Origin of the sequence: Devosia sp. (assembly GCF_028290645.1) — a bacterium.
Taxonomy (GTDB): Bacteria; Pseudomonadota; Alphaproteobacteria; order Rhizobiales; family Devosiaceae; genus Devosia_A.
Genome location: NZ_JAQGJL010000022.1, coordinates 1 through 14,001, shown reverse-complemented (window position 1 = coordinate 14,001; position 14,001 = coordinate 1). Strand labels below are relative to the sequence as shown.

At 64.1% G+C, this 14,001-nt stretch carries 13 protein-coding genes and 1 pseudogene; 6 read left to right on the top strand and 8 right to left on the bottom strand.

Going from position 1 to position 14,001, the window contains the following annotated elements:
* Positions 1–492 (top strand): annotated as a pseudogene (locus JWQ89_RS01445) (sorbosone dehydrogenase family protein); the annotation flags it as partial.
* A 24-nt stretch (positions 493–516) separates the two neighbouring features.
* Here JWQ89_RS01445 and JWQ89_RS01440 read toward each other — a convergent pair.
* Together JWQ89_RS01440 and motA are read right to left on the bottom strand one after the other, a co-directional pair.
* Positions 517–1,428 (bottom strand): flagellar motor protein MotB, encoded by a 912-nt coding sequence (locus JWQ89_RS01440; protein ID WP_299637781.1) that lies wholly within the window; start codon positions 1,426–1,428, stop codon positions 517–519.
* A 15-nt stretch (positions 1,429–1,443) separates the two neighbouring features.
* Positions 1,444–2,322: a flagellar motor stator protein MotA gene (gene motA / locus JWQ89_RS01435; RefSeq protein WP_299637780.1), complete on the bottom strand. Its 879-nt coding sequence runs from the start codon at positions 2,320–2,322 to the stop codon at positions 1,444–1,446.
* Positions 2,323–2,529: 207 nt separating this feature from the next.
* On the opposite strand from motA, the gene JWQ89_RS01430 reads away from it, so the two are divergent.
* Genes JWQ89_RS01430 through JWQ89_RS01420 form a run of 3 tightly spaced genes read left to right on the top strand, consistent with a single transcriptional unit; the run spans position 2,530 to position 4,266 of the window.
* On the top strand, positions 2,530–2,883 hold the full coding sequence (locus JWQ89_RS01430; RefSeq protein ID WP_299637778.1) for a metalloregulator ArsR/SmtB family transcription factor: 354 nt from the start codon (positions 2,530–2,532) through the stop codon (positions 2,881–2,883).
* Between the two features lie 8 nt (positions 2,884–2,891).
* Positions 2,892–3,368: an SRPBCC domain-containing protein gene (locus JWQ89_RS01425; protein ID WP_299637776.1), complete on the top strand. Its 477-nt coding sequence runs from the start codon at positions 2,892–2,894 to the stop codon at positions 3,366–3,368.
* A gap of 16 nt (positions 3,369–3,384) precedes the next feature.
* Positions 3,385–4,266 carry an alpha/beta hydrolase gene (locus tag JWQ89_RS01420; RefSeq protein ID WP_299637774.1) on the top strand — a complete coding sequence of 294 codons (882 nt, stop codon included), beginning with the start codon at positions 3,385–3,387 and terminating at the stop codon, positions 4,264–4,266.
* An 82-nt stretch (positions 4,267–4,348) separates the two neighbouring features.
* On the opposite strand, the gene JWQ89_RS01415 is transcribed toward JWQ89_RS01420, so the two are convergent.
* Together JWQ89_RS01415 and JWQ89_RS01410 are read right to left on the bottom strand one after the other, a co-directional pair.
* A complete protein-coding gene (locus JWQ89_RS01415; protein WP_299637772.1) occupies positions 4,349–5,284 on the bottom strand; it encodes a hypothetical protein in 936 nt (311 codons plus the stop codon).
* A 208-nt stretch (positions 5,285–5,492) separates the two neighbouring features.
* Positions 5,493–5,972 (bottom strand): cyclic nucleotide-binding domain-containing protein, encoded by a 480-nt coding sequence (locus JWQ89_RS01410; protein ID WP_299637770.1) that lies wholly within the window; start codon positions 5,970–5,972, stop codon positions 5,493–5,495.
* A 167-nt stretch (positions 5,973–6,139) separates the two neighbouring features.
* Between JWQ89_RS01410 and JWQ89_RS01405 the strand changes: the two genes are divergently transcribed.
* A complete protein-coding gene (locus JWQ89_RS01405) occupies positions 6,140–6,493 on the top strand; it encodes a hypothetical protein (RefSeq protein WP_299637769.1) in 354 nt (117 codons plus the stop codon).
* Between the two features lie 705 nt (positions 6,494–7,198).
* Here JWQ89_RS01405 and JWQ89_RS01400 read toward each other — a convergent pair.
* From JWQ89_RS01400 to lepA, 4 genes are all read right to left on the bottom strand, one after another.
* Positions 7,199–7,867: a hypothetical protein gene (locus tag JWQ89_RS01400; RefSeq protein WP_299637768.1), complete on the bottom strand. Its 669-nt coding sequence runs from the start codon at positions 7,865–7,867 to the stop codon at positions 7,199–7,201.
* A gap of 116 nt (positions 7,868–7,983) precedes the next feature.
* The gene (locus JWQ89_RS01395) at positions 7,984–10,380 is read right to left on the bottom strand and encodes an AAA family ATPase (RefSeq protein ID WP_299637766.1); all 2,397 of its coding nucleotides are present in this window, start codon (positions 10,378–10,380) and stop codon (positions 7,984–7,986) included.
* Positions 10,381–10,725: 345 nt separating this feature from the next.
* On the bottom strand, positions 10,726–11,064 hold the full coding sequence (locus tag JWQ89_RS01390; RefSeq protein WP_299637764.1) for a hypothetical protein: 339 nt from the start codon (positions 11,062–11,064) through the stop codon (positions 10,726–10,728).
* A gap of 229 nt (positions 11,065–11,293) precedes the next feature.
* Positions 11,294–13,099: a translation elongation factor 4 gene (lepA, locus tag JWQ89_RS01385; protein ID WP_299637763.1), complete on the bottom strand. Its 1,806-nt coding sequence runs from the start codon at positions 13,097–13,099 to the stop codon at positions 11,294–11,296.
* 205 nt (positions 13,100–13,304) lie between these two features.
* On the opposite strand from lepA, the gene JWQ89_RS01380 reads away from it, so the two are divergent.
* Complete coding sequence (locus tag JWQ89_RS01380) at positions 13,305–13,772, top strand: hypothetical protein (RefSeq protein WP_299637761.1); 468 nt, start codon at positions 13,305–13,307, stop codon at positions 13,770–13,772.
* Positions 13,773–14,001: the final 229 nt, after the last annotated feature.

Below are 14,001 nucleotides of genomic sequence, written 5' to 3'. Positions count from 1 at the left end.
CTGTGGACCGTGGTCAACGAGCGCGACGGGCTGGGCGACGAGACCCCCCCGGACTACCTGACCTCGGTGAAGGATGGCGGCTTCTATGGCTGGCCGTACTCGTACTGGGGCAGGACGGTCGATGACCGCGTGCCGCAGGATGCCGCGCTCGTCGCCCGCGCCATCACGCCGGACTATGCGCTTGGCGGCCACACCGCCTCGCTCGGCCTCTGCTGGTTGCCCGCGGGCACGCTGCCGGGCTTCCCGCAGGGCATGGCGATCGGCCAGCACGGCTCGTGGAACCGCTCGACGCTCAGCGGCTACAAGCTGGCCTTCGTGCCGTTCGAGAACGGCAAGCCGGTCGGCACCCCGCGCGAAATCCTCACCGGCTTCCTGTCTCCCGACGAGAAGGATTCCTATGGCCGCCCGGTTGGCGTCGTCATCGGGCCGGATGGTGCGGTGCTGATGGCCGACGATGTCGGCGACGTCATCTGGCGCGTCACCGGGGCTTGATCCGAACGGCGGCCGGCCGGAGCCTCAGGGCTTGAGGCCGGCCGGTACCGGGGGCGCCTGGTAGAGGACGGTGATCTCGATGCGCCCGTTGCCGGCGAGATAGGGATCGTTCGGGAACAGCGGCCGGGCCGATGCCTGGCCGATCACCGAACGGATGCGGTCGTCGGAGAGGCCGAACTCGCCGAGGATGGCGCGCACTGTGTTGGCGCGGTCCATCGACAGTTCCCACGCGCCGTAGCGCGGGTTGGTATAGACGGCGCCCGCTGCGGTGTGGCCCGAGACCGTGACCTGCGCCGATAGCTTCTGCAGTGCCGGGGCGACGGCGGCGATGGCTTTGCGGGTCACTTCGTAGGGGTATTTCGAGCCTTCCGGGAACATCGGCCGGCCTTCCTGGTCGAGCAGCTGGATGTTGAGGCCTTCCGGGGTTTCCTCGATCCTGAGGCTGTCCTCGATGGCGGTGATGTCGGGCTGCGCTTCCCAGGCCTGGCGGATGCTTGCCGCGGCGCTGTGGAAATCGAGGTTGTACTTGGACTCGAGGCTGACCGGCGAGGCGCGCACCGCCTCCTGCCCGCCGCCGCCTTCCTCGTCGCGGCCGCCGCGGGCATCGGCCTGCGGGCCGGCCTCGCTGCTCTCGGGCGCGGTGAGCGCGTCCTTCTTCGATTCCGCCGCGATCTTGGCGCCATCCTCGGCGAAGGCCGTGCCGCCCATCACGCCGCCGGCGCCGCTGGTGCTGTCGCTGACATTGGGCGGGGCGAAATAATCGGCGAGGCCCTTTTTCTGCTCGGGCGTGGTCATGCTGATCAGCCAGAGCAGCAGGAAGAACGCCATCATCGCGGTGACGAAATCGGCATAGGCGATCTTCCACGCCCCGCCGTGATGCGGGTGGGCGGCGCGCCTCGCCTTCTTGATGATGAAGGGCTGGATGTTGGTGGCCATCGTTCGCGCTTTAGCTCAGTTGAGGGCGGGCAGGTTGGCGGTCGACTCGTCGATCTCGGCGAAGGTGGGGCGGACTTCGCTCATCAGGGCCTTGCGGGCGAACTCGATGGCGATGGAGGGGGCGTAGCCGGACATGTGGGCGAGGAGGCCGACCTTCATCGAGAGGAAGTATTTCGATTCCGCCTCGAAGATGTTGCGCAGCGATTGCGCCATCGGGCCGAAGAAGCCGTAGGCGACGAACACGCCGAGGAAGGTACCGACCAGCGCGCCGCCGATCATGTGACCCAGCACTTCGGGCGGCTCGCTGATCGAGCCCATGGTATGGATGACGCCGAGCACCGCGGCGACGATGCCGAGGGCCGGGGTGCCGTCGGCGAGGGCCTGGACGGCGGTGACGAGGCGGTCGTTCTCCTGGTGATGGGTCTCGAGTTCCTCGTCCATCAGGGCTTCCATCTCGTGGACGACATTGCTGCCGAGAGTCACCATGCGGAGGTAATCGCACATGAACTCGACCGCGTGGTGGTTGGCCGTGAAGGTCGGAAAGCGCTGGAAGATCGTCGACTCGCCGGGGTTCTCGATGTGCTGCTCGAGCGCCAGCACGCCCTTGGTTTGCACCAGCTTGAAGAGGCTGTATTGCAGCCCGAGCAGATCGACATAGGCCTGCTTCGAATAGCGCGGGCCGCGGAACAGGATGCCGAAGACGCCTAGCGTCTGCTTCAGCACCGCGCCGGTATTGCCGATGATGAACGCCCCGAGCGCCGCCCCGAGGATGATCAGCGCCTCGAACGGCTGCACCAGCACCGCGAGGTGCCCGCCCATGGCGATGAAGCCGCCGATGACGCACACGATGATGATGATGACGCCGATGACGAGGCGCATGTGCCGAACTTTCATCCTTCGCGCACCGGCCGCAGCCCGGCTGGCACGACATCGCCCACGCGGGGAGCGCGGCGCGCACGTCCGATCTACATGGCAATGGGATGGTAAATGTTCGGTAAAGGGCGGGAGGGAGGCGATGGGGAAGGCGATCGCGCACCCTCCTTGACACATCTCCCCACCCGCTGTAACTAACCAATAAGTTAGATAACCGATCGGTTAGGAATGAACGTGCAGCCCGACCAGCTCAGCCTCACTTTGTCGGCTATCGCCGACCCCACCCGCCGGGCCATCCTGATGCGGCTGATGGATGGGGAGGCGTCGGTGAAGGAGCTCGCTGCACCGTTCGAGATGAGCATCCCGGCGATCTGCAAGCATCTCAGGGTCCTCGAAGGCGCGGGCCTCATCAGCCGTGGCCGCAGCGCCCAGTTCCGACCCTGCCGGCTCGAGGCGCAGCCGCTACGCGAGGCCGTCGGCTGGATCGAGGAGTTCTCCAAGTTCTGGGACACGAGCCTCAACCGGCTCGACGGGCTGCTCGAGCGGCTGCAGTCGGCCGATGCAACGGCCAGGAAGAACTGAGGCGCGCCATGGCCCAAGATTCGCTGGAACAGCGCGAGCTCGTCATCACGCGCCGCCTCAAGGCGCCCCGCAACCTCGTCTGGCGAACCTTCGAGGATCCGTACCTGCTTGCCCAGTGGTGGGGCCCGGAGAACTTCACCTCCGCCATCACCAGGCTCGAATTCCGCGCCGGCGGCGAGTGGCACGTCACCATGCAGAGGCCCGACGGCACCGAGCATCCCGTGCGCTATCAGTTCGTCGAGATCGTTGTGCCCGAACGCATCGTTTACCGGCCGCTGCGCTCGCCCGAGGCGGTCCCGCGCCGCAACCCGCCGCCGACCTATCTCGCCACCCTGACCTTCGAAGCGCTCGGCAATGAAACGGTGTTTACCATGCGCGCCGAGTTCGAGAGCGCCGCGGACCTTGCAGTGGCGATGAACGGCGGCTTCCTTGAAGGCACCAACCAGGCCTTCGACAAACTTGAGCGGCAGCTCGCGTCACGCTGATTCAGGGGGAACGATCATGCTGAGACGCACCCTCGTGACCCTTGCCCTTGTCGCTGCGGCCCTCGTCGCAGCGCCCGCCATGGCCCAAACCGCAGGAGACGATCCGATGAGCACCCCCAGCAGCACCGGCAAGGTCCCGGTCGGCGGCGCCGAAATCTACTACGAGATCCACGGCGACGGCCCGCCGCTGGTGCTGCTGCATGGCGGCGTTGATCCATCACAAACCTTCGGCGCGCCGCTCGCCGCGATGGCGAAGACGCACAGGGTGATCGCCATTCACATGCGTGGCCACGGCTTCAGCACCGACGGGAAGGAGCCCTGGTCCACAGAGCTGATGGCCGACGACGTCGCCGCCGTGCTTTGGCACCTCGGCATCGGCAAGGCCCGCTTCATGGGCTATTCGCTCGGCGCCGCCGTCGCGCTGCAGGTCGCGATCCTGCACCCGGAACTGGTTGAGAAGCTGGTGCCAGTCTCGGTGGCCTTCAGCACCGCCGGCGACTATCCAGCGACCCGGGAGGCCTTCGCGCAGATGCCGAGCCAGGCCGCTGCCATCGGCCAGCAACTCGCGGCCTCGCCGCTGGCGCAGCTCTATCCCGGCGTCAACTGGGAGACGATGATGCGCAAGACCGGCGAGATGAACCAGCCCGAGCGCGACTGGACCGTGGGGATCAAGGCCATCAAGGCCCCGATGCTGCTGGTCTTTGCGGACGCGGATTCCATCCGGCCCGAGCACATTGTCGAGTTCTGGAAGCTGCTCGGCGGCGGCCAGCGCGACGCCGGGTTCGACGGCTCCCAGCGCCCGGCCAGCCAGCTCGCCGTCATCCCCAACACCACGCACTACAACCTGATCCAGTCGCCGCTCCTCACCGAGGTCGCAACGGACTTCCTGACGCAGTAGCTCAGCCCACCTCGGGCCGCTGCTGCATCCGGGGGACGGAGCGCCAAGCGCCATTGGTCGCGTCTGCAACCGGGCCGTTGCCTTACGGCACAGGCGGGGTAATGCGGCTGAGGCGCTGGCCGGAGACCCAGACCGAGCCACTGCCGTAGGCGATTGCATCGCCGAAGCCGACCCCCTCGTAGACCCGGATATCGTGGCTCAACGGGTTGATGCGCACCACCGGAGCCCCGCGGAAGCTCGCCCAGACGAAGCCGCCGCCAGTTGTGATGTCGCCGCCACTGCCCCGATGCCCCGTGCTGATCGATGCGGTGAGCGTATTGCTTGCCGGGTCGATCCGGTGAACGAGGCCGTCCATCTGCGTGATCACCCAAACGGCCTCCTCCCCCACCGCCAGGAAGCGCGGCTGGCCCGCGACGGGAATGGTGGCCAGCAGCTCTCCCGAGCCAAGGTCCAGACGCAGAACCGCGTCGTGATAAGTATCCGACACCCAGACCGAGCCTTCACCGATGGCAACGCATACGCCTCCCGCGATGGCCGTCTTGGACTGCTCCTCGCCGGTGGTTGCCGAATATCGCCTGAGCCATATGTGCCGGTCCTCGAAGCCCACCGCCCAGACCGAGCCGCCTCCGACTGCGATGCAGCCTTCCGGGTCTGTAAGGTTGACGGGAATGTCGAGCGCAACGGTGGCGGTCACCGGGTCGAACTTGTAGATGTGACCACCATTGGCGCTGTCTGGTATCCAGATCCCGCCTTCCCCGACGGCGAGGCGGGCGAAGGCGCCAACGGCGCCGGGCACGTCATGCTGGATGCCACTGTTATCGGCAGGGTCGGCGCGCACCAGCTTGCCGAAGGGGCGCATCATCCAGATGGCATCGAAGCCGGGCGCGAGGAAGTCGCCCGAGAAGGGGACGGTTGCCTCGACGACCAACTGGTCGGCATCGAGGACGATCGGGTCGGAGAGGGCTGGAGCCGCAGGCCAGAGCAGTGCCGCCAGTGCGCCGCAGACGAGTCGAGACATGGTGATGCTCCCTCGTAAGGTGACGGCGGCAACAATACTCCATTGCGCCTAGACTGGCTAGGTACTGTCCCTGGCCGGGGATCGTCTGCATGCCGATGGTGGGAAATGCGTGAGTGCTCTCGAGTTTCGCGCCAATACTGACATTCCTCGTGAGCCTGACCGGCTATTCAGGTCGGATCGCAGTATTTCCTGGCCCCGCGCGTTCCCCTCACTCGTGATCCACCCAGCGCCGGCTTCCGCCGCTCACGCCCTTGGGGGTGGCCATCATGGCCATCAGGATCCGGCTCATCAGGGCCTGCTCCTGCTTCTTGCCGGCGGCGGCGCGGCGGAGTTCGACGAGGAGCGCCGAGGTGGCGTTGAGCCGGGCGCAGGCGAGGGTGGCGAGGTGGAGGGCGAAATCGGGGTTTTCCGCGAGGACGTCGAGCGCGTCGTCGATGACGCGGACCTGCGCCTCGGTCTGGGCGGTGACGGTGGCGCTGTGGGGGATGCCCAGGAGCACCGCCATTTCGCCGATGATGGCGCCGGGCTCGTCGATGGTGGCGAGCGCCACGCCTTCGCGGGACACGGCGAGGCGGCCGGATTCGAGCAGGTACAGCCGGCCCGAATGGCTGCCCTCCGTGGTGAGCGCCGTGCCGGGCGCGAGGCGCTGTTGCGGGAGCGTGACGGTGAGGGCGGCGAGCGTGGTCATCGGCAGGGTCCGGATTGGGATCGCATGGGTTCGGCAAAGACTAGGCGAAGCGGCGCCGAATGTCGTGGGGTTCGGCGTTTGGTCGGTGCGCGGCGCGGGTTGTGTGCTAGCCTCGCCCACTTGCGCGCATTTCGCGCGCTCGTCTGACACAACAGATCGGACATTTCATGCAATTCCCCACCTGGTTGAAACCCGGCCTCATCGGCGCGGGGGTCGGCGCGATCGCCCTCGCGATCGTGGGGTTCAGCTATGGCGGCTGGGTGACCGGCGGATCGGCCCAGGACATGGCGCTGAAGCAATCGAACACCGCGGTGGCCGCGGCGCTGATGCCCTATTGCGTCGAGCGCGCGGGCGGCGCCGATGCCGATACCGTGACGGTGATGACCGCGCTCAAGGCCGCGACCACCTATTCGCGCAAGGGCATCGTCGAAAAGGCCGGCTGGGCGACCCCGCTGGGGGCGGAAAAGCCGAATACCGAGCTCGCGCAGGCCTGCCAGCTGAAGCTGGCCGAGGCGTTCTAGGGGCCGGCTGCGGCGGCCGGGCGCGTAGAAGCGTCCGGCAGCACGCGGGCTCCGGAGTTTGCGGCAGGCAGGGACGGCGCCGGCGAGGCTTTGCCTCCAGGCGGTAGTCCGCGAGTTTTGGCGAAGCTCGGCCTCGCCGGCGCGATCGGGAGCTTTTGGCCTATGCCACGGAGGGCTCGGGGCATCCCGGGCCGCATCGCGAGAATGGCGGGCTTCGAGCGCCGGCGACCCTAAGGGGTCCGGCCCGTGCGCCTCCACCCGGCTGCCCTATGCACGGCAGCCTCCATCCCTCGGCCGCCCTGCATTGGAGCGGCCTCGCGTTGCTAGCGGCTTCCCCGCGCTACCTGGGGCGACCGTCGTGGTTTCCGCCTGATGCGGAACGACTCCCGCACCATCCGATCTCCCCCCACAGCCCGTTCGTAGCGACCCGTCCCCGTGTGGAGAGACGGGGTGCATTATGCGGTCGTGTGGGGACGCGGGGACGGATTTTTTGTGCGGCGGCTAAGGTGTTGAAAGTACGGGGTTCACGCCGATCTGCTGGTGCGAGTTGACCCCCACCCCTGTCCCCTCCCCGCAGGGGGGAGGGAGACGCTCGCACTGGCGTCGGTGTTTTGGTCTCCCTCCCACTTGCGGGGAGGGGACAGGGGTGGGGGTCCACAGCCACCGGCCCCTCTCACCGCCGCCGGCTGCGCTCCTTCGGATCCGTCAGCGTCGCGCCCTTCGGCACCAGGTCGCGCGGCGGTGCTCGTAGCGGACGCGCGGCTTCGGCTCGCCGGCCTTGCGCGCCGCCTCGGCGCCCTGTTCCCTCTCCATCAGCCGGTCCCAGGCATCCTCGGCATAGCGCGCGGAGGGGGGCTTGCCGTCCATGGCAGCCTGGTAGCCCTCGTCATAGCCGGCCTTGAAGCGGCCCATGATCAGCCGGTATACCTCGCGCCGGTTGCGCTCGGCCTCCGGGTCCCTGGTCTTGACTTCCTTGCCGCCATGCCCCTTGGGCAGCAGCCGGGTGACCGGCATGGGCGGGCCGTCGATCTGCCAGATGGCATGGCCGAGCTTCTTTGATTGGCCCGAATGCTCCGCCTCGAACGCCTCGAGCGCGGCGATCGCCTGCCCGAGCGCCACGGCGAGCCCGCCATGATCGAGCCCCGGGCCCGCTGGCCCCGCCGGCACCCCGATCCCCCGCCCCTCCCGCCCGAGCAGTTTTGCCGCCTCCCGGCACAGCGTGCGCGAAAGCTTCAGGCTCTCCTCCGGCACCGGCTGGGCGGGGCGGCGGGCGGCGACGCGCTCGACCTGCTTGAGGAGGGCCGCGATGCGCGGGTGGAGGCGTTCGTGGGCGAGGATGGTTTCGCGGGTGAGGGGGGTGGTGGGTTGGGGCATGGTGCGTGTGTCCTTTCGCAGGGTTTGCGGAAGGATACGGCGGGTGGAGGGGGCGGGGATAAGTTGGCCATGGTGTCCAACCAAATCCATCGGTGTCCATATGCCAAGATCTTGAGCTATTCCGGCGCGGCCTCCACCTGATCTATATGAAAGGCCTGATGTAACGTTGTCATCTTCGTCTTGAGAGTGTCAAAATCTGGAACAGATGTCGATGGCTCGTCGTCTAGATGAAAGTCACGACGTATCAGCATCATATGCGACCGAACGGAGTCCGATTCCGCAGATTCGTCTAACACGTCACCGATTTGTTCAAACAATATAGAGACCTGTTCCTTAGTCGCGTGAACTGGGTTGTCTTGTAGGAACAGCTTCTGCTGGCGATCAACGAGAGTGCCAACCTTGTCGCGTGACGCATCTCGCTCAGCCTTGCGCTTGACGACATTAATAGCCTGGAAAAGGACTTTCATTCGCCCGAAAAAGGCTTCGACGTCCTCGGCCAAGCCCTCGTGCACGGGCTGCAATTTGCAGAGGCCTACGACCGCTCTCGCGAAGGCGATCTTCTCGATATGTAGTCCGCTCGCTCCTGCAGCAAGATTGAGCGCGGAAAACAGCCCAACATCCATTTTGAGATGCTTTGTCACCATTGCCGCAGTTAGCGTTACGACCTTCTCATCGCGAAATCGGCCAATTTCGGAAAGGCAATCGTTTGCTGCGGCAACGGCGAGACCAATGGGCAGTAAGTCCTCGATTTCAACTCTCGACGGCTTGTCGTCGCCGAAGAGTCCGAGGTCGCCAAGCTGCAGAACATAGTCCTTCTGGAGCAAGCGGCTCATTCGCTTGTCTTTGCCCCGCATCCTTCCGGCGGCATCGTCGCCAGCATCATCGGAGTCAAGCAGTACCACCACGGGCGGCTTCTCCGTATCTCGGCCGCGAATTAGGTACAGCATATAGGGAACTTGGCCCGCCGAGCCGCAAGGGACAATGACCAGCCGATTCAGGTCCAACGTGTCATTCTGAAGGCCCACAGAGGATCGTCGAGTCAGTCGCGCCATGCCAGAAATTATGATCTGATCAGCGACTCCTTCGACCAGCAAATTGCAAGCGCCGATGAACGCAGTCTCACCAACAAACGCTCCGAACGCAGAACGAAGTGGTTCGTAGTGATTCTGAGAGGCGTTCCTAATCACTCGTGTTCCATCGAATCCTTTTCCTTTCTGCAGGACGCGTATTCGCTCCGCGTGGTTCTTATCGATAAGAAAGGGGGAGTGGGTTACATACAAAACCTGAATTGGATTGGCGTCGGATGTTGGTTGCGCAAAATCGTCAAATATCTTCAGGAGGTCTTGCTGCGCCTCAGCTGACAAGTAGGTGTCCGGTTCATCCATTAGAAGTATTTCTGAACGTCCGGCCGGAGGTTCATGAACCTGAGATTGAATTAAGTAGGACAGAAAATACTTTAGGCCGCTGCTGCGTTCATTGAATGTGTATTCCGTTCCGGTACGGTCGCGTATCGTGAAAACGAGATCCATTTCGCGCGGAGTGACGCGAAGGGAGAAATCCCGATCCTGTACCCACCATTTGGGGAAGTTTAGTTGCTTCGCGAGCTGATCATTGATGCGGCTCATCAAAGCGTTGGCATGACCATCGTCTCCATCCGCTATTGCGCTCGATAGGTCTTGTAGCCTCTGCGGATCGAGGTTGGCCAATTGAATGAGAAGGCTTCTGGCGAGATTTAGAGATTCAACTTGGCTTTCGGACAGTACGGTGTCAATATTATTGCTAGAATTGAAGTATGAGCTAGCTGCGTTATACATCTTGGGAGCCTGTTGGGCAAAGCGCGCGGCGTCATGCTGCCAATATTGTCTGACAACGGCAGCGCCCTCCAGCAAATCAGCGCGCCAACGCCTAGAGTGCAAGGCTCCATTCTCTTTTGACGGAGTAACAAGCCAAGCAAGTGGAACGGAGTTTGGCAGTGCAACTTCCGGCTTTATGCGGAAGGGGCGAGGCAAGAAGGCTCTTCCAAAATCAGTGGCAGCTCCACCCGTCAGTGGATATGGCGTATGAGAACCGTCGTCGTTGGGAATGTATATGGTGAGCTGTTCCGGGCCTTCTCGGAACATTGCGAAATTTCGAAACGACAATGAGGTTTCGCCAAGCGCCGCCATGACTAGGTCAGCCTCGGGCGGGGTTACGTTGCTCCAGCCTACTCCGAGATGGGGCCAACAAGTTTTGCCCTTCTCGACATTAAAAAACGGGGAGTAGCGACACAAATCCCTCTGTTGGAACCCCTCCCCGGTAATAGCCTTCTCAACAGCGCTAAGCAGGTGGCTCTTTCCCGATTCGTTAGCGCCTACAATTGTCGTGATGAGGTCCTCAACCCCTACCTCCACATACGGGTACCACGCGCCCTCAAATTGCTCCCAGGGTTTCGCCTTGGCCAAGGGATGAGCCTTACGTAGATGATCGAAGTTGAACGACTTGTAGAAGCGAGCATAAACAGTGCGGAGTTTCATTCTGCCCTCTGTGAACAATGTCGCAGTTCCTGGACGGAAGCGGTCGATCTGTCATTCTTAGTCGGAAGTCGGATAGCCCGGCCAGCGAAAGTTAGCGCGGACTGAACAGTAAGCCTCTTAGCCCCCAGCAATCGACAGCTTGGGCATGCCATGCTCGGTTGACTTCAACAAGTCTAGCGGCGACTCGCCGGCAAGTTGGCTTGACCTTGCAGATGGTGGTGTCCGAGTTGAGTTTCAGGTCCACCCCACGAATTGGAAGTGGGTTATCGGCTCTCTCCGCCAAGAAGCCGGACCACTCGATCTCTCTAAAGAAATAGCCCTCCTTCTGGAACAGGGGGTTTGTTCTCAGCATAGTGCCGAGGCCGACGCCTGGCAGTTGCAGTTCAGGTCGGTCGTCTCGATTGGCCGGCCATATCCCCGCTCAATCGGATCAGTGATGACATGGGCGGCAGTGACTAGCAGCCCCGAGCAACTGATAAAGAACCCTGTACCCAAACAGCGCATTCGAGGGTTCTCGCCCGGCTCGAGCGCGACCATAGGCACGATGCTCTGACCGAGTGCCCAGCAAACAGTGCCGAGGATCAACGGCTCGGCTACGAAGATGTCTTCCTGTATCTGGAACAGTTCATTCTGGCCGCCAACAGCTGGGCGAGGGGTACCGGCTTCACGGTCTGCGGCGCCCATTGCCCGTCCTTTCCTCGCCCGAAGAAGGTTCGGAGCAAACTGAGGTGAGGTCAGCTTCACCCTCGCGCATCAATGTGTTGCTCCATTGTCAGCAGGACTAGTAGCCTGCGGACGGCGAGGAGCCATCGGGTACTGAGAGCCGGGTCCGGGCCCGCGCGCCTTTCAGGAGCGACCCGGTTCGTGACTAAAATCGTCACTGGGGCGATTTACCGGCGCGGAGCTCGCACCCTCACTCGTCCCCCATTTTCAGCGCCTGAATAAACGCCTCCTGCGGGATGTCGACGTTCCCGTATTGCCGCATCCGGGCCTTGCCCTTCTTCTGCTTGTCCAGCAGCTTGCGCTTGCGGGTGGCGTCGCCGCCGTAGCACTTCGCTGTCACGTCCTTGCGCAGGGCGCGGACCGTTTCGCGCGCGATGATCTTGCCGCCGATGGCGGCCTGGATCGGGATGACGAACAGGTGCGGCGGGATCAGTTCCTTGAGCTTTTCGCACATCTGGCGGCCGCGGGCTTCGGCGGCGTTGCGGTGGACCAGCATCGAGAGCGCGTCGACCGGCTCGGAATTGACGAGGATGGTGAGCTTGACGAGGTCGCCCTCGCGGTAATCGGCCAGCGTGTAGTCGAAGCTGGCATAGCCCTTCGACATCGACTTCAGCCGATCGTAAAAGTCGAAAACGACCTCGTTGAGCGGCAGGTCGTATTCGATCATCGCGCGGTTGCCGACATAGGTCATGTTGCGCTGGATGCCGCGCCGGTCCTGGCAGAGCTTCAGGATCGAGCCCAGATACTCGTCCGGGGTGAGGATGGTGGCCTTGATCCACGGCTCGCTGATGTGGTCGATGCGCACCACGTCCGGCAGGTCGGCCGGGTTGTGCAGCATCATCAGCTCGCCGTTGTTGAGGTGGATCTCGTAGACCACCGAGGGGGCGGTGGCGATGAGATCGAGATCGAACTCCCGGGCCAGCCGCTCCTGTATGATCTCGAGGTGGAGGAGCCCGAGGAACCCGCAGCGGAAGCCGAAGCCGAGCGCGGCCGAGGTTTCCATCTCGTAGGAAAAGCTCTCGTCGTTGAGGCGCAGCTTCCCCATCGCTTCGCGCAGCACTTCGAAATCGGACGCATCGACCGGAAACAGGCCGCAGAACACCACCGGCTGGGCCGGGCGGAAGCCGGGCAGCGCCGCGGCAGTGGGCTTGCGATCGTCGGTGATGGTGTCGCCGACATTGGTATCGGCCACCTGCTTGATCGAGGCGGTGAAAAAGCCGATTTCGCCGGGGCCGAGCTCGCCGATATCGACCAGCTTGGGGGTGAACACGCCCACCCGGTCGAGCTCGTAGGTGGCATTGGCGTTCATCATCCGGATCTTCTGGCCCTTCTTCACCGTGCCATCGATGACGCGGATGAGGACCACGACGCCGAGGTAGGTGTCGTACCAGCTGTCGACGAGCAGCGCCTTGAGCGGGGCGTTGATCTCGCCGGTGGGCGCGGGCAGGCGGTGGACGATGGCCTCGAGCACGTCGTCGATGCCGATGCCGGATTTGGCGGAGATCTCGACGGCGTCGGAGGCATCGAGCCCGATCACGTCCTCGATCTGCTGCTTTACACGCGGGATGTCGGCGGCGGGCAGGTCGATCTTGTTGAGGACCGGCACGATCTCGTGGTTGGCGTCGAGCGCGTGGTAGACGTTGGCGAGGGTCTGCGCCTCGACGCCCTGGCTGGCATCGACGACGAGCAGCGAGCCCTCGACGGCGGCGAGCGAGCGGGAAACCTCGTAGGCGAAATCGACGTGGCCGGGGGTGTCGATCAGGTTGAGGACGTAGGTCTCGCCGTTCCGCGCCTTGTAGGTGAGCCGGACGGTCTGCGCCTTGATGGTGATGCCGCGCTCGCGCTCGATATCCATCGAGTCGAGCACCTGCTCCTTCATCTCGCGCAGCTCGAGCCCGCCGGTGGTCTGGATCAGTCGATCGGCGAGCGTGGATTTGCCATGGTCGATATGGGCGACGATGGAAAAATTGCGGATGTGGTCGAGGGGCACGGACATGTCCCGGCTGATAGCAGACGGGGGGCGGCGGGCAAAGATGGTTTATGGGGCGTTAACAGTGCGGGCGGCGAAGGGTTAACGCTTGCGCCAGCGTAACTGGCGATCGCGTCGCCGATAAATCCGCGGCATTGCCGAAAGCCTGTCATGGCGTGGCAGGGGATTGCGGGTATTGATGCGCGGGCAGGGCAATATCCGGGAGGGACTGATGGGCACCGAGACGCGGCATGGATTCGATTTCAACCACGGCGACTGGGTGGTCACCAATCGCCGGCTGAAGCAGCGGGGCGTCGGGTCGGCGGAGTGGGATGTTTTCACCTCGTACGAGACGGCGCAGCTTTTGATGGGCGGCACGGTGTCGATCGACGAGAGTGATTTCCCCACCATGGGGTTCAAGGGCATGTCGCTGCGCCTTTACAACCCGGAGCGGGACGAGTGGGCGATCTACTGGATCAACTCGGCGACCGGCGTGCTGCAGCCGCCGGTGTTCGGGCGGTTCGAGAACGGGCGGGGGATCTTCGCCGGCGACGACGAGGATGGCGGGGGGCCGGTCAAGGTGCTGTTCGACTGGACCGGCACCGACAGCGACACGCCGCGCTGGAGCCAGGCGTTCTCCTATGATGGCGGGAAGACGTGGGAAACCAACTGGATCATGGAATTCCGCCGGCCCGGGTAACGGCGCAACCTCTGGCGGGGCGGCCGCGTTGGGGAGGCGATGCGGATTCTCCTTGCCCTCCTCCTGACCACCTTGAGCTTTAGCGCGCTGGCCCAGGAGGGAGTGGGCGCGGACAGCGCTCCGTTGCCGAGGCCGCGACCATCGGAGTTCACCTCCCAGCCGGCGGGGAATGCCCCCGCTCCGGCCGCGAGCCCGTCCCAGCCGGCGGTGGAACTGCCGCGGACGCGGC

Bases quoted from the DNA above. Each gene is read 5' to 3' on its own strand.
- motA (WP_299637780.1), bottom strand. From the start codon at position 2,322: ATGAAAGTTCGGCACATGCGCCTCGTCATCGGCGTCATCATCATCATC.
- JWQ89_RS01405 (WP_299637769.1), top strand. From the start codon at position 6,140: ATGCAATTCCCCACCTGGTTGAAACCCGGCCTCATCGGCGCGGGGGTC.
- JWQ89_RS01415 (WP_299637772.1), bottom strand. From the start codon at position 5,284: ATGTCTCGACTCGTCTGCGGCGCACTGGCGGCACTGCTCTGGCCTGCG.
- JWQ89_RS01410 (WP_299637770.1), bottom strand. From the start codon at position 5,972: ATGACCACGCTCGCCGCCCTCACCGTCACGCTCCCGCAACAGCGCCTC.
- JWQ89_RS01400 (WP_299637768.1), bottom strand. From the start codon at position 7,867: ATGCCCCAACCCACCACCCCCCTCACCCGCGAAACCATCCTCGCCCAC.
- JWQ89_RS01440 (WP_299637781.1), bottom strand. From the start codon at position 1,428: ATGGCCACCAACATCCAGCCCTTCATCATCAAGAAGGCGAGGCGCGCC.
- JWQ89_RS01425 (WP_299637776.1), top strand. From the start codon at position 2,892: ATGGCCCAAGATTCGCTGGAACAGCGCGAGCTCGTCATCACGCGCCGC.
- JWQ89_RS01380 (WP_299637761.1), top strand. From the start codon at position 13,305: ATGGGCACCGAGACGCGGCATGGATTCGATTTCAACCACGGCGACTGG.
- lepA (WP_299637763.1), bottom strand. From the start codon at position 13,099: ATGTCCGTGCCCCTCGACCACATCCGCAATTTTTCCATCGTCGCCCAT.
- JWQ89_RS01420 (WP_299637774.1), top strand. From the start codon at position 3,385: ATGCTGAGACGCACCCTCGTGACCCTTGCCCTTGTCGCTGCGGCCCTC.
- JWQ89_RS01390 (WP_299637764.1), bottom strand. From the start codon at position 11,064: ATGGGCGCCGCAGACCGTGAAGCCGGTACCCCTCGCCCAGCTGTTGGC.
- JWQ89_RS01395 (WP_299637766.1), bottom strand. From the start codon at position 10,380: ATGAAACTCCGCACTGTTTATGCTCGCTTCTACAAGTCGTTCAACTTC.
- JWQ89_RS01430 (WP_299637778.1), top strand. From the start codon at position 2,530: ATGAACGTGCAGCCCGACCAGCTCAGCCTCACTTTGTCGGCTATCGCC.